Source organism: Neobacillus oceani (assembly GCF_046237595.1).
Classification (GTDB): Bacteria; Bacillota; Bacilli; order Bacillales; family Cytobacillaceae; genus Bacillus_D; species Bacillus_D oceani.
The window spans coordinates 472,942-493,577 of the sequence record NZ_CP143543.1 but is presented as its reverse complement, the minus strand read 5'-3'; the positions used below and the strand labels follow the sequence as shown (position 1 = coordinate 493,577).

General features: G+C 46.4%; 13 protein-coding genes. 6 read left to right on the top strand and 7 right to left on the bottom strand.

Going from position 1 to position 20,636, the window contains the following annotated elements; genetic code table 11:
- Positions 1-15: 15 nt before the first annotated feature.
- The gene (locus V1499_RS02455; RefSeq protein ID WP_409273521.1) at positions 16-723 is read right to left on the bottom strand and encodes a DNA alkylation repair protein; all 708 of its coding nucleotides are present in this window, start codon (positions 721-723) and stop codon (positions 16-18) included.
- A gap of 524 nt (positions 724-1,247) precedes the next feature.
- Between V1499_RS02455 and V1499_RS02450 the strand changes: the two genes are divergently transcribed.
- The 6 genes from V1499_RS02450 to V1499_RS02425 all read left to right on the top strand — a co-directional run bounded on the left by V1499_RS02450 (position 1,248) and on the right by V1499_RS02425 (position 10,448).
- Positions 1,248-1,934: a CAP domain-containing protein gene (locus V1499_RS02450; RefSeq protein WP_409276205.1), complete on the top strand. Its 687-nt coding sequence runs from the start codon at positions 1,248-1,250 to the stop codon at positions 1,932-1,934.
- A gap of 189 nt (positions 1,935-2,123) precedes the next feature.
- Positions 2,124-2,831, top strand: coding sequence for a DUF3784 domain-containing protein (locus tag V1499_RS02445; RefSeq protein WP_409273519.1), 708 nt, complete (start codon positions 2,124-2,126; stop codon positions 2,829-2,831).
- Positions 2,832-2,936: 105 nt separating this feature from the next.
- Complete coding sequence (locus V1499_RS02440) at positions 2,937-3,512, top strand: histidine phosphatase family protein (RefSeq protein ID WP_409273517.1); 576 nt, start codon at positions 2,937-2,939, stop codon at positions 3,510-3,512.
- A 254-nt stretch (positions 3,513-3,766) separates the two neighbouring features.
- Positions 3,767-5,926 carry a glycoside hydrolase family 3 N-terminal domain-containing protein gene (locus V1499_RS02435; RefSeq protein ID WP_409273515.1) on the top strand — a complete coding sequence of 720 codons (2,160 nt, stop codon included), beginning with the start codon at positions 3,767-3,769 and terminating at the stop codon, positions 5,924-5,926.
- Positions 5,927-5,943: 17 nt separating this feature from the next.
- Positions 5,944-9,282 (top strand): GH36-type glycosyl hydrolase domain-containing protein, encoded by a 3,339-nt coding sequence (locus tag V1499_RS02430; RefSeq protein WP_409273514.1) that lies wholly within the window; start codon positions 5,944-5,946, stop codon positions 9,280-9,282.
- A 188-nt stretch (positions 9,283-9,470) separates the two neighbouring features.
- Positions 9,471-10,448 (top strand): LacI family DNA-binding transcriptional regulator, encoded by a 978-nt coding sequence (locus V1499_RS02425; RefSeq protein ID WP_409273512.1) that lies wholly within the window; start codon positions 9,471-9,473, stop codon positions 10,446-10,448.
- A gap of 37 nt (positions 10,449-10,485) precedes the next feature.
- Here V1499_RS02425 and V1499_RS02420 read toward each other — a convergent pair whose 3' ends face one another.
- The 6 genes from V1499_RS02420 to V1499_RS02395 all read right to left on the bottom strand — a co-directional run bounded on the left by V1499_RS02420 (position 10,486) and on the right by V1499_RS02395 (position 20,636).
- Positions 10,486-12,897, bottom strand: coding sequence for a beta-galactosidase (locus V1499_RS02420; RefSeq protein ID WP_409273510.1), 2,412 nt, complete (start codon positions 12,895-12,897; stop codon positions 10,486-10,488).
- A gap of 331 nt (positions 12,898-13,228) precedes the next feature.
- On the bottom strand, positions 13,229-14,431 hold the full coding sequence (locus V1499_RS02415; RefSeq protein WP_409276204.1) for a glucoamylase family protein: 1,203 nt from the start codon (positions 14,429-14,431) through the stop codon (positions 13,229-13,231).
- A 103-nt stretch (positions 14,432-14,534) separates the two neighbouring features.
- Positions 14,535-15,485, bottom strand: coding sequence for a carbohydrate ABC transporter permease (locus tag V1499_RS02410; RefSeq protein ID WP_409273508.1), 951 nt, complete (start codon positions 15,483-15,485; stop codon positions 14,535-14,537).
- 15 nt (positions 15,486-15,500) lie between these two features.
- Entirely contained in the window at positions 15,501-16,364 is an 864-nt protein-coding gene (locus V1499_RS02405) for a carbohydrate ABC transporter permease (RefSeq protein ID WP_409273507.1), read from the bottom strand.
- Complete coding sequence (locus V1499_RS02400; RefSeq protein ID WP_409273505.1) at positions 16,361-18,625, bottom strand: DUF5696 domain-containing protein; 2,265 nt, start codon at positions 18,623-18,625, stop codon at positions 16,361-16,363. Before V1499_RS02400 ends, V1499_RS02405 begins: the two co-directional genes overlap by 4 nt.
- Complete coding sequence (locus V1499_RS02395; protein WP_409273504.1) at positions 18,618-20,636, bottom strand: YIP1 family protein; 2,019 nt, start codon at positions 20,634-20,636, stop codon at positions 18,618-18,620. The genes V1499_RS02400 and V1499_RS02395 overlap by 8 nt, the downstream gene beginning before the upstream one ends.

The following is a 20,636-nucleotide window of genomic DNA, read 5'->3' as shown; positions in this document are numbered from 1 at the left end:
ACCTTCATTCAAGCATTAGCAAATGCATGTCTTCTTCTTTACCCCAATTTTTCCTTTTTGCTCAACTTTTTGTATATAATCTTCTGCTACCGGTACCTTGCAAGCCGTATTTCCTACATTTACTTGCACCTTTCCGATGGCGCTTGCAACCCTTAATGCCTCTTCATGCAAAGGCTTGACATACGAACCTGCGCAAATTACAAACGTGTTCATTACATACCGGACCCTGTTTCTTTCTGAATGAATCGTATTCTCCACCCGATTCAATAGCCCCCTGATTTCGTCCAGGTCAAGGTCATCGTCCTTACTAATGGAAATATAATTGGCATATGTACTCCATCCACATACAGCAATTGTTTCTTCATCGGCTTCAATCCATTCCCTCGCGAGCTCAAGGGCGAAATTGCTTTCGGCCGCCGCCCAGGCAACAGTATATTCCGCCAGTCCATGCCAATACGCTTTCTCTACCCAATCTTGAAGCGTGGTTTTATTCAAAAGCTTCGGATTAACAGATAGCCCGGCAAGGTACATGGCGTCGTAATTTCCTGTATTGTAAAGCGCAAGAACAAGCTGCTGGTCTTTCTTTATGTATTTCACAAGCTTTTTCATATCGCCGACTTTAACCCCAAATAGCGGCTCCCTGGCACCATGCCGCAAAAAGGTTTTTTTCGTTTGTTCCGTTCCCATTTCGGCGAGCCTTTCCATTACTTCTTCTAATGTCATATTCTCCATCCCCCTTTTTTCACTAAATTATACCACTCACCATCAAAATGTCGTATAGGGCAGCCAATTTCCCCATCTTCCTTTTTATAGCCATACCTCACCATTTTTCCATTCATATTTTACCCATCCGGTTGAAGAATAAGAGCGTACCACTATATTGTCCTAAGGAGGCATGCAACTTGATAAAAAAGACCGTGGGCATAATGGCCGCCAGTGTCCTGACGTTGGGCCTCGCCGCCTGTAACGCCAACGACAACAACAATAGAAACAACGCCATGGATCATGGAACAGGGGCGTACAATGTCCGCGACAACAACGGTGACAGAAACAATGACCTTTTCGGCATGGACCATGAAGGCCTTTTGACCGAAGAGTGGAATCCTGGGCACGACGACGACCGCAATGACCGGTTTGGCCGAAATAACCGGGATGATGATGGGTTTGGCAAAAATTTTCGGGATGACCGTAATGACGGATTTGGAACGTTCGGCAACAACGATCGACATGGAAATGACCGGAAGGGTATGTTCAATATTTCCAGTCTCGAAACCACAATGGATAGCCAAAGTTATCCGGAAACTGGTGCGATTTTAGTTCAGCCAGCAAAGTACCAGTTCCTTCGAATCGACCCACGTACAGGGCAAATCCTAAATCTTCCGAGCGGAAACCAGTATTGGCAAATCTCTATTCCGCAAAACTCAGGTGCACAGCCTCCGGTCATGCAGCCGGGCCAAGCACCTAAACAACAAAAGCAAGGAAAGGCAGCTCCTCAGCAGCGGCAAGCGGCGCCCAAACAGACTCCTGCAAAACAGCAAACAGCGCCCACAGCCGGAATTAGCCAAATGGCACAGCAAGTCATTGACCTTACCAACGTCCAGCGCCAGCAAAACGGCCTTCCTCCATTAAAGGCGGATACCAAACTGAGCGGCGTTGCTTTGAAAAAGTCACAGGACATGCAGCAAAAGAACTACTTCTCGCACACAAGCCCTACTTACGGGTCGCCATTTGACATGATGCGCGACTTCGGCGTCACCTACACAAGCGCCGGTGAAAACATCGCCATGGGCCAGCGCACACCAGAGGAAGTCGTCCAGGCCTGGATGAACTCGGAAGGACACCGCAAAAACATCCTGAACCGCGATTTCACCCACATCGGCGTTGGATTTGAGCAATCCGGTTACCACTGGACACAAATGTTCATCCGGAAATAAAGTTACAAAGCCGGGGTCCCATCGGAGCCCGGCTTTTTTCGGTTAAAAGAAAAACCTCCAATAAACTTGCTCCCTCCATCCATCTACGCACCTAACTATCCTTAAACGTTAATTTTCCGTCCCCACCGTGCCCAAAAATGGAAAAGTATAGTATCCTTGAACAAAAGGCATTATCAAGGGGGCTATTTTATGATGGCTTTATTTTTCATTCTTTTAGGCACCGCTCTACTTCTCCTCCTGCTTGGCTGGGTGGTCAGGAAAGGTGCGTACTGGCTTATCTCTGGATTTGCCTTTCGCCCGAAGGAAGAACAGGAAAAATTAATTAAAGAAGGTTTTCCACAAAGGGTTGGGACACTTTTAATCGCAACAGCCGCTGGAATGATACTATTGCTGCCGCTCCTGTTCACTTCGTTTCCTTATGTAGTCGAGGTAATAATCGGCTTCATGCTCATCTTTTTGCTCGGGGGAATTATTTATCTTTCACGCTACGAAACACCCGCAAAGCGAAAGAGAAGCTATTTCATCACTTCCTGCATTGCCCTGATTACATTCGTTTCATTAGGACTCCTAATGTACTTTGGCTACGAGGACGCGGAAATGCTTTTCAAAAAAGAGGGGATCGAAATCACGGGGATGTATGGCGAGGAAATCCCTTACGAGGATATATTGAACTTCAAGTTGATTGAAGAAATGCCAAAGGCGACCGTAAAAGTCGACGGCTTTGGAACGAGTAATATCGCAAAAGGGAAGTTCAAGCTCGAAGGCTTGGGTACGAGCCTACTGTTCATTCAAAAAGGCAAACCGCCCTACCTTCACATCGAAACAAAAGACCGCCACATATTCATAAACAGCCATGACCCCGCCACTACCCGTTCCTGGGCGGAGAACCTTAAGTGATGCGTTACACTACGGGCGGATCCTCGCTTCACTCTACCAATCGCTTTAGAACGAATCCTTTTATGCATTGAAGAACATCTTAATAAAATTCCATAGGAGGCCATTATGACGAAAATCGGTTTTATCCGCCACGGAACGACGGCATGGAACAAAGAAAGGCGCGCCCAGGGAAGCTCTGATATACCACTCGACCAGGATGGAATCAACGAGGCGCGAATGCTCGCAGACAGGCTATCCGGAGAAGAATGGGATGCTATCTACGCCAGCCCTCTTTTGCGGGCAAGGCAAACCGCTGAAATAATTGCAGCCAGGATAGGAGTAGAAGAAATTCACTTTGATTCACGGCTCCGCGAAGTAAGCGGGGGCCAAATAGAAGGGACAATCGAGGAAGAACGCATTGCCAAATGGGGCAGCGATTGGCGGAAGCTGGACCTGGGCGTCGAAAAACACGAATCAGTCCTAGAACGTGGCCTCCCCGCCATTCAGGAAATAAAAGAAGCCAATCCCGGCAAAAACATTCTCATTGTCAGCCACGGCGCTTTCATACGGAAAATTGTCGGCGAACTTGTGCGAGAGCTGAAAAATGAACCGCCGCTTCACAATACCTCCGTTACCATACTAGGCCATACAGACGAGGTATGGGAGTGCAGCCTCTATAATTGTACAAAACATCTTGGATAAAGTTACTGGTGAAGCAGGGGAGAGATCTCCTGCTTCATTTGGATTTCGGGAGAATCACAGGGTTAGTCATGGTTCTTTATCTTTATCGATTAATTTCACGATTTTTCGATTGATTTTCCTAGGAACGGCATGAAAGGCTATTACCACTTATGGCCATAAATCGAAACGTTTCTATAAACCAATTGACTGCTTCCATGAAAGCGTTTATAATTCAATCGAAACGTTTCACCAAAATGTGTGGAAGGGGTCAACATATGACTGAAAAACACTTGTCCGAATTATTGGAAAAAATGTCCCTTGATGAAAAAATCGCTCAATTGATGCAGCTTGCCACCCCTTTTTATAAAGGGTCCTCAGATGGCGGCCATATTACAGGCCCGATTGCCGATATGGGAATAAACGAAGATACCGTCATCAACTCAGGCTCAATCCTTGGGGCTTCTGGCGCCAAGGAAGTCGTGAACATACAAAAAGTCTTTTTGGAGGAAAATCCACACGGTATCCCGCTTCTGTTCATGGCTGATATTATTCACGGATTTAAAACAATCTTCCCCGTCCCCCTTGGGCTAGGATGCTCATGGGACTTGGAGGCTGCCGAAGAAAGCGCTTCAATCGCTGCGAGGGAAGCTGCCGTATCTGGCGTTCATGTCACGTTTGCCCCGATGGTTGACCTAGTCCGCGATCCGCGCTGGGGGCGAGTCATGGAATCCACTGGTGAAGACCCGTATCTAAATAGCCTTTTTGCCCGGGCCTTTGTCCGTGGTTTCCAGGGAGATAACCTGGCAAACAGCCATGACCATGTTGCCGCCTGTGTGAAGCATTTTGCCGCGTATGGAGCGGCTGAGGGAGGCCGCGATTACAACACGGTCGATATGTCCGAGCGGACGCTTCGGGAAACGTATTTGCCAGCCTACAAAGCAGCGCTTGATGAAGGCTGTGAAATGGTCATGACCTCTTTCAATATAGTCGATGGCATCCCAGCGACAGGCAATAAGGCGCTCATGCGCGGAATCCTGCGGGACGAATGGGGCTTTGATGGCGTACTCATTTCGGACTGGGGTGCCGTAAGAGAAATGATCAATCATGGAGCGGCTGAAGATGAAGCGGAAGCCGCCCTAAAAGCAATAGAAGCTGGGGTCGACATTGAGATGATGACGCCCTGTTATGTGAAAAACCTGAAGAATTTGGTCGCGGATGGAAAGGTTTCAGAAAGCCTGATTGACGAAGCAGTCCTGCGCATCCTTCGTCTTAAAGACAAACTAGGCTTGTTTGAAAATCCATACAGGGGTGCAAATGAAGATAGGGAGAAAGAAATTGTCCTCTCTTCAGCCCATAGGGATTTCGCCCGTAAGATGGCAGCCAAATCGTGTGTTCTCCTTAAAAATAATGGATTGCTGCCGCTTGGCCGTGACAAGAAGATTGCCCTGATTGGCCCATTTGCGGAAAACGGGGATATCCTCGGACCGTGGTCATGGCATGGTTCCCGCGAGTTAGCCACTACGCTTGCTAAAGGAATCACCGGGAAAATTGACTCATCACTTTTCTCCGTGAGCCAAGGCTGCGGCATTGAAACCGGAACAGAAGATGAGCTTCAGCAAGCAATCGAAGCAGCACAAGAAGCGGAGATTATCATCCTCGCACTTGGTGAAAAGTCGGAAATGAGCGGTGAGGCAAATTGCCGTGCGGATATCCGCCTTCCTAAAGTCCAGCGCGAGTTGGTGAAAGAACTGGCCAAATTAGGCAAACCAATGGCCGCGGTCCTGTTCAATGGCCGTCCCCTCGATCTTGACGGAGTGATTGACGAAGCGGGCGCCATCCTGGAAGCGTGGTACCCAGGCACAGAAGGCGGAGCGGCCATAGCCGATCTTCTTTACGGAGATGCAAACCCATCCGGGCGTCTTTCGATGTCCTTCCCTCATTCGGTTGGCCAAGTCCCTGTTTATTACAACAGCTTTAATACAGGCCGGCCGAAAACAAGCGAAACGGACACATATGTTTCAAGATATCTAGATATTCCAAACAGCCCTCGTTTCCCATTCGGATTTGGGCTCAGTTATGCAAACTTCGATTACAGCGATGGAGAAATTTCATCAGCGACATTGATGATGGATGGAAGTGTTACGGTTTCAGCCAAAGTTACGAACAATGGCCCGGTTTCCGGTGAAGAAACGGTCCAGCTGTACATCCGCGATATTTCGGGGGAAATTGTCCGGCCCGTCCGGGAGCTGAAGGGGTTCAAAAAAATACGGCTGGAACCTGGCCAATCAGAAAACGTCGAATTCACTATAACTGAAGAAATGCTTCGCTACTACCATTCAAACCTTGATTATAAAAGCGATGCAGGACAATTCAACGCCTATATCGGGCCAAACAGCCGGGATGGGATTGAACTGGCCTTTAAGCTCGTAAAATAACGACCGGAGGGAACACCATGCCAATGTTAAATGAAACGATGTTTACTGTAGAGAAAGGAAAAACCCGCTTTACGTTTTTGGAAAGTGGCGACCTTTATTTTGCCACACATGGCGAAATTATGCTGAATCAAGTAATCGGCAATCCCTTGGACGGGTCCTTGAATAACCTTTACCTCCGCTTCCATGAAGGCAGCCAAATAGACGCGTTTCCCCTATTGGGAATTAAATCAACGAGCAGCGTTCGCCATGAAGGCGATGCAGTCGTATGGCAGGGAAAAGCAAAAGACATTGCTTACATGGTTACCTTAAGGCTTGAAGAACAGGGATTGTGGTTCTGGGAAGTTGACCTTGAAGGCGGCAATGCCGAGGTTGACGTCATTTACACACAGGACCTCGGGCTCGGCAGCCAGGGATTTGTCCGTTCCAATGAAGCATACTTGTCCCATTATATTGATCACTCAATCTATGAAAACAAATATGGCTATGCTGTATGTTCACGCCAAAACCAGCCGCAGCCGGGAGGCTTTCCATATCTACAGCAGGGCTCGCTTACAGGAGCTGTCGGCTATTCGACAGATGGATTCCAGTTCTATGGCCTTTCCTACAAGGAAACCGACCGCCCAGAAGCCTTGGAAGAACCATTTTTGCCAAATGAAATTTATCAGTATGAGTTCGCCTTTACGGCCCTTCAATCTAGAAAAATCAAGCTGAATGGCAACGCGAAAGTCGTATTTTATGGCTTGTTTAAAGAAACCCATCCCGAAGCAGTTACGTCACTTGAATACTCAAATGAGATTGAAGACGCCTGGAACCGGGCAAAAGGCAGGCAAAAGCCTTCAGCACCTTTAAACAATAAACCAACCCTGTCTTCTGTGTTTGGAAAACCGCTTGAGACGGACACAATGTCCCAGCAGGACATAGACACGCTGTTCCCGAACAGGATTGAAGAAGAGTGGGACGGCGATACACTGCTAAGCTTCTTTACAGATACGTATGAGCATATTGTTTTAAAAGAAAAAGAACTGCTTGTCGAGCGGCCGCACGGACATATTGTGATGACAGGTAACAATGCGAAAATGAAGGAAAACACCCTTACATCCACTTCGTACATGTATGGCATCTTTAATTCACAAGTAGTTGTAGGAAATACATCATTCAACAAAATGATGACCAACGCCCGGAATCACCTTAACGTCCTTAAAACCTCCGGGCAGAGAATCTATGTTGAACTGGACGGAAAATACAGGCTGTTGACCATGCCGTCCCTTTTTGAAATCGGGTTCAATTATGCGCGCTGGCACTATAAGTTCGGCGATGACACTATAATCATTATGAACTTTACATCGGTTGAAACGCCAGAACTGGTCCTTTCAGCGAGCTCAAAAAGCGGAAAGAAGTACCGGTATCTTGTTACGAACCAAATTTCGATGAACAGCAATGAATATGAGGTGCCTTTCCGAATGGAACAGGATGGGCAGTCCGTTTTGTTTAAGGCGAGCGAACATGCGGAAAGCAGCAAAAGCTATCCTGGCCTCTCCTATAAGCTTCACATCCGGGGGGCAAAGGTGGAAATTACGGATGAACGGATATTTGCCTTGGGGATACCCGCTGGCAGTGCCGGTATCGTTGCACTGGACTTATCAGAGACACCGGAATGGTCCATTGTCATCCAGGGAAGGCTCCATGGGGAAGACATCCCACTATTTGAAGGAAACGCCGACCGAGAGATCGAAAAATATAGAGCATTCTTGAAAGATGTCATGAATGGTTTCATGCTCGGAAATGAAAAAACATCTTTGCCAATTGAAAAGGTCAATGCAGTTGCGTGGTGGTATACCCACAATATGCTTGTCCATTACTCGGTTCCGCACGGGCTTGAACAATACGGCGGCGCCGCATGGGGGACAAGGGATGTTTGCCAGGGACCGGTTGAATACTTCTTGGCCACACAGAATGATGGTTCTGCCCGTGAAATTATTAAAACAGTTTACTCACATCAATACGAAGATACTGGAAACTGGCCGCAATGGTTTATGTTCGATAACTACTCTTATATCCAGGCCGGTGAAAGCCATGGCGATATTATCGTTTGGCCGCTGAAGGTTCTTGGGGACTATATTACGGCTACCGGGGACTATGGGATACTCGGGGAACAAGTTCCATATACAATAAATGGTTCTTTTAAGTTTACAGAACACAAAGCATCGATTCTGGACCATGCAAAAAAGGAAATTGAGTATATTAAAAACAACTTCCTGCATGATACCTATCTATCTTCATATGGGGACGGCGACTGGGATGACACCCTCCAGCCTGCCAATGCCCAGCTTAAAAAATATATGATCAGCAGCTGGACGGTTGCTTTGACCTATCAGACAGTCAAGGGCTTCGCGAAGGCCTTGGGCCCTATTGCTCAAAAAGAAGCGTCAGAACTCGAAGAACTTGCACATGGAATTGAAAGTGACTATCAAACATACATGCTTTCAACTGGAATCCTGCCAGGTTTCATCTATATGGAGGAGCCAGGCAAACCTGAATTGATGGTCCATCCGGAAGATAATAAAACCGGTATAAATTATCGCCTCCTTCCAATGACAAGGAGCATGATCAGTGAACTTCTTAGCCCGGATTCCGCCAAGGCACACTATGAATTAATTAAGGAACATTTGTATTGCCCTGATGGCGTACGCCTAATGAACCGCCCAGCCAACTATGAGGGCGGGGTAAGCACTAATTTTAAGCGCGCCGAACAGGCGGCCAACTTCGGAAGGGAAATCGGCCTGCAATACGTCCATGCCCACATTCGGTTTGTCGAGGCGATGGCCAAGCTCGGAAAAGCAGATGAAGCTTGGAAAGGACTTGAAACAATCAATCCGGTAGGGTTGAAGGATGCAGTCCCGAATGCTGATTTCCGGCAGAGCAATGCGTACTTCAGCAGCTCGGACGGAAGCTTTAAAACGAGGTACGAAGCCAGGGACAGATTTGATGAATTGAAAGCTGGAAAGGTTAAAGTTAAAGGGGGCTGGAGGATTTATTCAAGTGGCCCGGGAATTTATATGAACCAGCTCATTTCAAACTGCCTTGGAATCCGCCGGAATGCCCGGGGCTTAATCATCGACCCGGTCCTGCCCCAGGAGCTCGATGGCTTGCGCTTTGATTTCAAGTTCGATGGCCTGCCAGTAGCATTCATTTATCATCTTGAAGGTAACAGCGGGATTTCGGTAAAAATAAATGGGGAAACTGTGGATGGAGAAATGCTTGCCAACCGGTACCGAAGCGGCGGACTGCTAATCGAACGGGATCTCTTAAAGCGGCTGCTTAAATCGGGAAAGAACGAAATTGAAATATTCATGTAAGCAAAAGGAACTTCTACATTGTCTGCCGGAGGATAAATGCAACCTCCGGCATACTAAATTTTGATTTTAACATCAGAGTTGTATGTCTTATAATAAGGTTTAAGCGAACCTACCATAAGCGGCGTTTTTTCCGCTGATGGTTAAGGCATCCAATCAGAGAGGCATTTGAACAGGACGGAGGAAAATTCTTGGTCAGTATTAAAGATATAGCAAAGCGCGCGGGCGTTTCCATTTCTACAGTGTCTTACGCCTTGAATGGAAGCACAAAGGTCACTGAGGAAACGCGAGCCAGAATAATGGCCCTGGCAGAAGAGCTGGATTATATTCCGAATGCCGCCGCTCGGAATTTAAAAAAACAGGAAACCAAAATAATCGGTGCCTATCTAACTGATTACAGCGGCGCATTTTACGGCCATCTCCTCCACGGCATGCGTGAAAAACTTTCAAAAAGCGGCTATGAGCTTATCGTATGTACAGGAACACAATCCCATCGTTTCCTTCCTGAAAGAATGATTGATGGAGCCATAATATTGGACGCTTCCTTTCAAGATGCTGAGTTGCTGTCGTATGCGGAACGCGGGCACAAGCTTGTCGTTCTTGACCGGGAACTGATGCATGATAATATAAGGCAAGTATTACTCGATAATCAGGCAGGCGCGGAGTTGGCTGTCCATACCTTGCTCGCCGCGGGGCTCGACAAGCTTTATTTTGTTACAGGGCCAAAGGAATCCTATGATTCCAAACGCAGGCTGGAAGCTGCAAGGGCTGCCGTAAAGGACAATCCCGACGTTGCCTATACGGAGATACAGGGCCATTTTGATAAAGAATCAGGTATGGCCGCCGCGGAAAAAATTACGAAGGAATACTCACGCCCTGTTGGGGTTTTCTGTTTCAACGATGAAATGGCGATAGGCGTGTTCAATTTCCTTGCAGGAACAGAGTTCATAATTGGCAAGGATATTCATATCATTGGGTTTGATAATATTGAGGTTTCTCATTATATAGACCCGCGCCTGACAACGATCGCCTACTCCAAGAAGAAGTGGGGAGCCATGGCGGCGGGAGCCCTCCTGGATTTGATAAAGGGTGAATCCGAACCGGATGGGCCGATGAAAATTCAGGTCAGCCTTCTTGACGGTAAGTCGGTCAGGGCTGTTTCGAAATAGCAAAAAGGTGCGGGGAATGTCCGCACCTTTTTTTACATTATTTAAAATAGATTGTCAGCCGGTCGTCAACCTTTGCATGCTTGAGTGAAACTACCTTGACCAGACCACCGTCCCTTTCAACGGTGTAATCTGGTGAACCATCTATTGCGGTACCTTTTTTGAAGGCAATGACATCGCTTTTTTGGGTAAGCCGGAAATCCATCGAATTCGGCCCATAACCAGTGATTTCAGCCGTCGACCAGGCGATTTCCCTGCCTCCAAGTTCCAAATCTACAGGAAGCATGACCCCGTCTTTGCTTTGCAGGAGAAGATTTAAACCGCCAAACAATTCTTCCACATTTTCATAAATCCGGAGTTCTTTATCAAATCCATCTAAATTAAGGAGGTGAATGAAACGTTCACCCTCGCTGTTGGCTGTCGAAGTCATGAAAATGCCATGCTCCTCGCAATCATGTACTAAGCTTGCTTTGGAGCCAAGCCTTTCAAGGGCTGTTTGATATAGTTCCAGTTCGGCAGGATAGGCAGCTGCAATGACAATCGCCCTGCCTTTTCCACGTTCGGCTTCAAAGGCACATACTTCCTCAGTCCCGTATACCTTTAAAAGAGGAATCGCTTTTCCAGCTTCAAACACCTGAGCGAAGTGTGTCCTTAATTCCGGGCGGGGAGCCAGCCAGTTTTCCGCATATAGCGAAAGGTAATATCCACCCGAGTCACGGTGGACGCCAATCGGAGAAACCCCGAGCGCATCTGCCAAAATGGCGCACTCATTCCCTTCCATATCATATTCCGGTACCTCGCCGTAAAGAAGGATTCCTCCTCCCTCATCCAGATAATCAACAAGCTTTTGCTGGATTTCACCGCTCATATATTTAGCCGAAGGAAGGGCAAGCACAGGGGTTTCCCTTAGAGAAAGTGGTTTATTCTGAATATCGACTGCTCCGAAACGATAGCCGGCAAGAAGCATCGACCTCGCCATGCTTTCCCATCCTCCCCCCGCTCGGTTCGCTTCCAAATTCGAAACGATTTCAGCCATTTTCGCACTTTTAGGGTATTTGTATTCGGTCATATAATAATCAGGAATAAATGCAAACGCCACCCCATCCCGCTCTTCGTCCATCGCCGCAGCCTTTTCGCCAACCGCCATAATTGCCTGAATTCCCCTTGCCATCCTTGGAAAAGTATAGTTCAGTTTCCCTTCAGGGCTGACGGGGGCCGCGAAGCCGTGGCGTTCCCCTGTAAATGCAATCCTGTCATTGCCGTCGTTTAGGGCTTTGTCCATCCGGAAATTGAATCCCCCGGTGAATAAATAATAATTGATTAGGCGGTTCCCCTGGGCAATGCACATTCTTGCTTTCAGATCAGACGCGGACGGATCATATCTTCCGCCGAAGTTATTCCCGAAATTCCCATCGCCGCAGTTGAATTCCACCGAGGTAAGCGGCTGGTCAGGAAGATGGACCGCATCCATGAATCCATTAATGATGTACAAATCCTGGAAGCTATTCATCTCCAAATCCCCAAAGTAAATGTCGGAACCTGACAGATATCCTGGCCCCTGAGTATAGGATTCATAAAGCTGGCTGATGCCAATCGGAAAGGTAAAGCCACGGAGCCCCCCTGTTCCATGGATGTTTACCACAAAGGGAATATCACGGATGCCAAATTCCTCGGCATAACCCCTCAGGGTAGAAACGTATCTTGCAAAACGATCCCTCATATAATAGCCAAGATCTTTCATCAGTTCGGCGGCATATGATTCTTTTGGCGATCTGACAGATTCATTCCTGATTAACGAATCATCCAAATCAAAAGGATACCTTTGCGATAAGAGTTCATTGCTATAGCACTTTTTCAGCCAGCCCGAAAAATCATCGAGAAGATGGTCGGTAAGGTCTGGCGTATTGCTTACCCATGAAAGCATCCCAATTTCATTGTCCAGTTGAAAGGCAATGATGCAGCCGCCATTGGAATGAAGGTATGGCCTTGCAACCTCGGCAACCGCCTTATACCAATTTCGAGCCGCCTTAAGAAACCCGGGAGCCAGATAATCAACCGTCTTCGTTGTGGCCGGCTTTTCATCCCATCCCACCGGAATGATTTCCGGATATTTTTCGTACACCCAGTAAGGAAGGCCCTCATTTTTCATTTCGGCCATTATAAATGGTCCCGGCCTAAGGAAAAAATACAGTCTATTTTCCTGGCAAAGTTCAATGAATCCCTTCAGATTCAATTCAGGCCTCGTCCTGCCTGTAAAATCAAATACGCCTTCTTCCTGCTCGTGAACCAGCCACGGAACATATGTAGCAACCGCATTGCACCCTGCAAGCTTCAGCTTATCAAGGCGGTCCTGCCATTCACCCGGATGGAGCCTGAAATAATGAATTTCCCCGCACATCAAAAGCTTCGGCTTTCCGTCAATGATGATTTGTTTATCCTTAATCTCAATCATAACAAAAGACCTCTCCCTTTTTATGGATAGGAACAAAATGCGCAAGCGCCTTCGCGACAGGCAAAGATCGCCTGTCCCTGCGATGATTATTCGAAGGAGCTTTCCTTAGTGGTCAGCCCCGACAAGCATAAGACGGGGCCCGCAGGACGGGCCTGCCCTCCGGAGGGAACCCGCTTATGACCTCGAGGGGCTAGGCGCTGGAGCTGGATTACAATAGCTTGTTTCGAATTATCCACAAAGTTCTATTCCATAAATTCCTTAGCGACAAGAGAGCCCCATAAAATGGAGCCCTTTTGTATAGCCGGTTGTATGCAATTCCTGAACGCGCAGCCTACTTCTCTACCTTTTTCCAGCCAAGCAACTCGATTCCCCGCTGCACATACTTATTTTTCATGTACAAGTCCCAAATTAAGCCTGAACGGTAGTTCTCTATCATTATCAGCGAAATCCCTTTATCAATGCCAATTACATGGTCTGCATACCATGGAGGTGTAACATCGAGATTATACGCATCCTGAAAACCATATTCCCCCCAAAGCTGAGGGTGATTTTCATAGTAGTACTCCATTGCCGCAATCGACTCTTCCGGTGTAAACACGATTGAACCAATCGCCCCTGCTGGAGGAACGGTACCGTCATTTTCCGGATTCACATTTGGATGGTATGGCGGTGTACCAGGGCCGCCATATCCGTTAGGGGTAGCGCATGCGGTGAGCCCCCAGGAATTTTCGTGATATGTTTTAAACTTATCCTTTTGATCGATGCTGTATTGCCGGCTTGCTTTAGAGGCCTTTACCGAGTTTTCAAACCAGTCAATGCCATCACTGTCCCGGTACTTCGCAAAGTCAAACCATGCATGGGAAAACTGGTGGGTGAACAGGCAGCCGCCCGGCGAGTTGTAAAATTCATAACCGCCATATTCCCCGAGCCTTCGTTCAAATCCCTGATATATTTCCACCGGGACGGGATGGGTTACCGAGGAGACGCCAAGAATGTACTGCATCATCTGTTCGGCATACATATCCCAATGGTGGAACCCGCCAGTGTCAATGTTATAGCCCATGTAAAACTGATTGACCGTTTTGTCGTAATACATGTCCCAGTCGACCCTGGCATATATTTTTTCAAACAAATCGGCAATTTCGCCACCGAAATATTCAGCTGAAGTAATGGCACCGTTTAAAAATAGCGAGGTATCAATAATGGATGCGCAATCATAAAACTCTTCGTACTTTTTTGCTGTTTCCATATTTAAAAAATGATAGAAAAAACCGCCTACATGCTCGACATTGCGAAGGAAGGTTTCGAGTGTTCCTTTTGTTCTTTCATAGCCCTCTTCCTTCGTAATCCAACCCCGTTCAATTCCTATAATGATGGCGGACAGGCCAAAGCCCACGGAGGCAATGCTCGCGACCTTCTTGTTTCCTGTATTATCAAGAATGAGGCCGTAGCCCGGTGAATCTGGATTCGTATTGGCTTCCTTCCAGAAAAAATCAAAGCTTCTTTTTGCTTCTTCTTCAACTATAAACGGCATATTCAATGCTGTTTCCTCCTCATAAACTGGCGGACCGAGGACACTCCTGAAGGAAGCCCTTCTAGTTTAACGGCCACTTTTTTTATTTCAACAGTTTCGTAGATTATTCACCGGTAATCCCAGACCTGTCCACACCTTCCGTGAACCAGCGCTGGGTAATGAAATAGACAACCAGCAACGGCAGGATTGATAGGACGGTTCCAGCCATCTTTATTCCTTCGTTCAATTGGTTTATCCCGGTATTCATGCCGGCCGGGAACATCTTCTGATACGTCGCTACAAATTTCTGCAGCTGCAGAGGCAAGGTTGTCAATGCATCACCGAAATAGATGGACGCCAGGTACGTTTCATTCCAATACCACACAAACGAGAATAGGAACGAGATAATGATCGCAGGCACAGCCATCGGAATCGCAATTGTGAAAAAGATTCTGAAATGCCCCGCTCCGTCAATTTGCGCGGCTTCCTCAAGCGCCTTAGGAACCATCCTGAAAAACTGGTAAAATATCAGGATAAAAATCGCGCTATTCAACCCCTGTCCTGATGCCGCCGGAAGAATGAAAGCGTTCAAGCTTCCGAGGAGATTCAATTCCTTAAAAAAGATATACCTTGGTATTAAGGTAACCTGCGGAGGAATGATGAACGTTGCGAGCACAAGTACGAACAGGATTTTCTTCCCCTTAAAATCAAACCTGGCCAGGCCATACCCGATTACAGCAGCGATGGCTGTCTGGGCAAGCGCGGGAAGCACCGTGACATACAGTGTTTCAAGCAAGGTTGGTACAAAATCGAGGACCTCATTCGCCTTTTTATAGTTTTCAAGGTAAAGCTGCGTCGGGATCCAGTTAACAAGCGGATTCAAAAGGTCATCGAGGCTTTTGAAGCTGTATGAACCCATATAAATGAGCGGAAACAAGTAGACGAATCCGATTCCGATTAATAATCCATACACGAGCAACTTAAAAAGAAAACCATCTGTCCCCTGCATCCCAAAGAACCATCGCCTGGCACGTAGGTAATGCCTGTCAAACTGCCTTTTATTTCGATTTTCCATTTGAATCCTTCCTTTTTAAGAGAATTTTCTCTTGCCTCTGAATGTCAGGGCACCCACAGACAATCCCAGGGCTATGGCGATGATCAGGAAGTAAATCCAGGACAGGGCCGACGCATAGCCAAAGCCGGTATTCACTGTAAACATATTTTTTTGGATATGCTCAATGATAGGATTCAATGAAAAAATAGAATAGGTCACTATCGTGTAAATAGTGTTTACTAAAATCATGGGAGAAAGGCTCGGAAGGGTAACCTTCCAGAAAGATTCCCAGTTTGAAGCTCCATCAATCTTTGCAGCCTCGTAAACTTGTTTATCCATTTTTTGCAGGGCTGCCAGGAAAATAAGGATTTGCACTCCCGAAAACCATAAAATGACAATCAAATTTTTGATAAGGTAGAGCAAGATACCATTTATAAACCCATCCGGATTCGAAGCCAGCATTTGATAAATCGCATACTGCTCGATAGACGGAATTGTGGTAACTCCCTGATCCATAAGCTCTTTTATAACAGGACCGCTCGCAATAATGACCGGGAGGAAAAAGATAGTCCGGAACAGGCCCCTGAACTTTACCTTCTGGTTCAACAGAAGAGCGATGATCAAGGAAAACACAAGGATGACTGGAACTGAGATGACGAGTTCCTCCAAATACTTCGAGACTCGCTCGACGAAGGAAGCATCAACTGTAAATGCATATAGATAGTTGTCAAACTTGATGAACTCCGTTTTAATACCGCTCGTTGTTATTTTCACTTTTTGGAAGCTTAAATAGAACGAATACAATAAAGGAAAGGCCGTGAAAACTAGAAAACCAACAATCCATGGGGATACAAAGAGGAGGCCGATCCTGCTGTTTCTTGAACGCAACCGCTGCTTCACTCTTTATCCCCCCTGTCTGCCACGGCAAATCCCTTCGCAGGCACTTCAATTCCATGGCTCCTGTATATTTTTCCAGTGTAGTTTACGATAATGGTTTTACCATTAGAGTAGGTGACTTCGCTAATCCCCGCTTCGGGGATATGCCGTCCAGTAATCTCTTCTCCCTCAACGAGGGCAAGGGTATCCTTTACGATTTTATATTGTTCAATAATATTGTCCTTCCAAATCCGGAACTCGGATGTGTAAACATCCCTGGAAGGCGTTTTCGCCAGCAAATGCGGCGGTTCGGACGTTAATAAAAACGATGGATATGCCCCATAATCAATTAATCTTAAAACCTCATTATCGGAATCCGAGAAGAAATTAGAGAAAGGCGCGTAATAAGGCACATACCCTTTCAGGACAATTTGCAAAAAGGGAACCGTATCTGTTTCAAACACATAATTCGATGAATACATCGGAATGTCCAAGTACCGATCCGTCTCTCCAAATGCGTATACATTTGGTTCATAGAGTGAAAGCCCCCCTACATTTTTGGAAAGGATCCCAAAAATATCGTTGTAGGATTTCATGGTATTTGCGCGGGGCGATTGATTCCCTTTGCTGAAGTCGGAAAACAAGGTGTTCCCGCTGGAATCGACAGCCAGATTGGACATACCGTAGTCCTTGTACTCGTTGCTATCCTTTTTCGCCATAGAAAGTGACTTGGCTGGAGATAAATAAAATGCGGTTTTCCCCTTCTCCTGAAATGAAATGGTCTCGGAACTTATTTTTTTGGCTACATCTTTTGTACCCGAGAATTTCCGGGCTCCCTGGTAGGCAATTGTATAATCCGTGTAAAAATAAATAGGCACTTTCGCCTTTTCTAGCTTTACAATGGTGTTTTTCACATCATCTTTGCTGCCCAGCTTCCTTTCGAACGGAAATTTTGCAGGAAGCGTCCCGGTCAATCCGCCTTTTGACCATCCTTTATACACAACAAACATATCGTCAACGCCATTTTCCTTCAGTTCCTCTACATAGCCTGGGAGGTCTTCAACTTTTGTCATTGGAATCGTACTGTCCCATAACAAGCCTTTCTTCCCCTCGCTTCCAAGGAACTCAAGGCGGACATCGGCTCTATCCTGTTTCCTTTTAAGATTGCCGCTGTCAATCAAATAGCGCTGATACCTTTTGGCCATACCGACGTAATCGGCCTGTGGCCCGCTCAGGAACATGTAACGTACTTCTACATCGAAGGGATTCCTGTTTTTCTGGTACACATTGATCCCGTTCATTTTTTTGCTTGTTGGCTGATAGTATTCATGCCGGTAATGAAATTGGGAGGTAACCCAGTTGATATCGGTTGAAACTCCTGCTGGGTAGGCAAGGATTTCACCATGCTCATATCCCTTCTCAACGACAGCAACAAAACCGTTTTCCTTCACACCATGAACCGCACCGAAAACAGGCATTTTTATTTGCTGGACAGGGATGATATCTTCCTGGTTTCCACGATTTCGCTGAAAACCTTGATCGCTCCCATAAATAGCCGCGGAAAAGGGGGCATCCGCTTTCTTTCCGCCCTTTTGATAACGAATCAAGGCACCGCTGCCGTCAGGAATGAACATATAGCCATCTATCTCATTTTCATTCACTGCTCCTAAAAACGGGTATAGCTTTAAGGAAATTAGTTTCGTCCGTTTGCTTTCTTTAATTTTCTCATCGGGAATGGAAACCGCTATGCCATCTTCTTTAAGTTCGACTACAAGTTCAAGGCTTATTTTCGCCTGGGGCAAATTGACGGTAGCGGAAAAGCCGTTCCCCTTCTTCTTAATTTTTGGTTTCGTTTTATTTGTCAGTATGCCTTCTGTCCTGAGTTTTCCTTTTCTGTCCGTATAGGTGACCGTGATAGCGGACTGGGCCAGGTCCCTCCATGTTTTATTCAACCTGTACTCCCGATTGTCCTCAAGCCCGGAATTCCATACATAGCCGCTTTTCTTATCCTGTATTTTTAAGGCGAGCGACTTTTCATCCACATACAAAACATATCCATTGTTCTCGGCGACCTTTTTGTACCCATCAGAGGAAGGTGCGGCTTGAACAGCCTCTTGGGTGTCCTTTTCAGGGCTTGTGAATTGGACTGACGTATACTTAATATCTTCCATTCCTTTTTCCTGTTGGGCGGGAGGTGATTCAGCCTTGCTTGCCGTAATTCCCTCTGCAGACGCATGGAAAAGAACAACGAGTAAAACGAGGGCCAACAGCCACTTTCTATACACGCAGAACCGCCTCCTTTAAAACAGAATAAACGAAGTCATATACCTGGTCGCCAAGGACGAAAATGATGAAAATAACAAGCACCATGATGCCCATTCCGAACAAGGTAACGAAGATATTCCGGATAGTTTCCGAAAATGAAAAGTTATGGATTTCCTTTATCATGATGACCAGGATGACCAGGCACCACGCATAAATGATCCGGGTAGAAAAAATGTAGACAAAAGCTTCATTCAACGTAAGTATGTTCGACACAAGGACAACAGGAACGATAAAAACTAGATAAGGGGCAAGCGAATAAATGGTTCCAATATAAATATCCTTAAACCTTCCCTCACCATCATTAATCGTACTGACCATATAATTGACAATGATAAAGAGGAGCAATGGAAAAACCAATTTCGCGAGTTCGCCACCAAGGCTCACTTCTTCGGAAATGCCTCCCGTGAAAATAAATCCCGTCTGAAAGCGGCTGAGCAAAAACTCGATTATCAGGATCATGTATAAAATGGTGGCGGACAGCACAGATGCCTTTCCATTTCTTTTCAAATCATAGAAACTGTCGATTGGGTGCCTGAAAAACCTAAACAAAAAGAGCAGTTCGCCGACAATCCTTATCCGCCTAAAAGCTTGCCAGCCTTTCCGTGGCGCATTCAGGATACCCATTCTCTTATCAAGGAATTTAATCAAATAATAAAGGATGGCCACTCCAATCAATATTGAAAAGACTGTGCCAAGATTGTCCTGCATCCACTTATGCCGGACTTCCCAAAAAGAATCCGAATAGCCGTCAACGGCTTCGGCGAACTTGAATTCCTCAAGGGCATTCTCATACTGCTGCTGTTTATAATAGGCGCGGCCCATGGCAACATGGGCAAGCCCAAACGAAGAATTAAGTTCAAGGACACTTTCCCAATGCGATTGGCTCTTTACATATAAACCTTCTTTAAAAAGGGCAATTCCCTCATGTACTTTATCGGAAAAGGAGGTTGATTCAAAAACCTGGACCATTCCCCTTTCCTTATCCGATACATAAAGGCGGCCGTTTTTTCCAATCGCTATTCCAGTGGGCTGCTTGAACAGGCCCAGCCTGTTGCTGCCATCATCTTTTCCGCCAAAAATGAATAGTAGATTCCCAAAGCTATCAAACTCGTGAATCTTGCCTTTTCCGCTTATAACGAAAATATTCCCTGCCGGATCGACGGTAATATCCTGATAGTTCGAGACGTTGGATATGTCAGGGGAAAGCATATTCTTCCCCGCGACATTCAGCTTTTTGATGACTTCATTTATCGTTCCTTCAGTCACCGAATAAATGAGCCCCTGGTCGTCAATCGCTATATTATCAGGAGCTGGCGGGGTTTTCATGAACATTCTTGCCCTCTGCTTTTCCGATGAAAAGAGGTTTTGGAGGAACGATGAGAAACTCACACCGGTGGAATTGACCCCGTAATAGCCCATGAATTCCCCATCTTTGTTTAGCTGAATGATCCCGTTCGTGGACCCTTCACTAATAATATAAATATTGCCCCGCCTGTCCACACTCACTTTTTGCGGTTTGAACGGCGAGGTTTTTCCAAAAAGGGGTGAATCGGGCTTGCCAAACTCTGCCAGGAGCTTCCCATCTTCTGAAAATCTGAATATCTTTTCCTTTTCATAGTCGGCGACATAAATGCCATTGTTTTCATCCACAAAAACCCCGGTTGGGGAACCAAGAATCCCCTCCCCGATTTGGGCTTTGACTGTTCCATCCTCATCGCCGATGATAATTTGCTTTGTTCCTGAATCCGCTATATAAATCAATCCGGCCGAATCCGCGTAAATATCTTCCGGGCTGCTAAAATCGGCATCAGGCAGAAACTGGCCAAGCGGCTTGTAAGCCGTTTGTGTCTTTATGATACTCCCGTCCGCTGCCATTGTTTCCGTATGGTATGGAACCGAGGCCGATGCCGATTGGATGAAAAACAGAAAGGCCAGGCAAAAACTGGCGGATACTCTAATTAGCTGCTTCAT

Coding starts and splice junctions, on each gene's coding strand:
- V1499_RS02440 (WP_409273517.1), top strand. CDS start 2,937: ATGACGAAAATCGGTTTTATCCGCCACGGAACGACGGCATGGAACAAA.
- V1499_RS02455 (WP_409273521.1), bottom strand. CDS start 723: ATGACATTAGAAGAAGTAATGGAAAGGCTCGCCGAAATGGGAACGGAA.
- V1499_RS02445 (WP_409273519.1), top strand. CDS start 2,124: ATGATGGCTTTATTTTTCATTCTTTTAGGCACCGCTCTACTTCTCCTC.
- V1499_RS02430 (WP_409273514.1), top strand. CDS start 5,944: ATGCCAATGTTAAATGAAACGATGTTTACTGTAGAGAAAGGAAAAACC.
- V1499_RS02410 (WP_409273508.1), bottom strand. CDS start 15,485: ATGGAAAATCGAAATAAAAGGCAGTTTGACAGGCATTACCTACGTGCC.
- V1499_RS02420 (WP_409273510.1), bottom strand. CDS start 12,897: ATGATTGAGATTAAGGATAAACAAATCATCATTGACGGAAAGCCGAAG.
- V1499_RS02395 (WP_409273504.1), bottom strand. CDS start 20,636: ATGAAGCAGCTAATTAGAGTATCCGCCAGTTTTTGCCTGGCCTTTCTG.
- V1499_RS02435 (WP_409273515.1), top strand. CDS start 3,767: ATGACTGAAAAACACTTGTCCGAATTATTGGAAAAAATGTCCCTTGAT.
- V1499_RS02415 (WP_409276204.1), bottom strand. CDS start 14,431: ATGCCGTTTATAGTTGAAGAAGAAGCAAAAAGAAGCTTTGATTTTTTC.
- V1499_RS02450 (WP_409276205.1), top strand. CDS start 1,248: ATGTTCAATATTTCCAGTCTCGAAACCACAATGGATAGCCAAAGTTAT.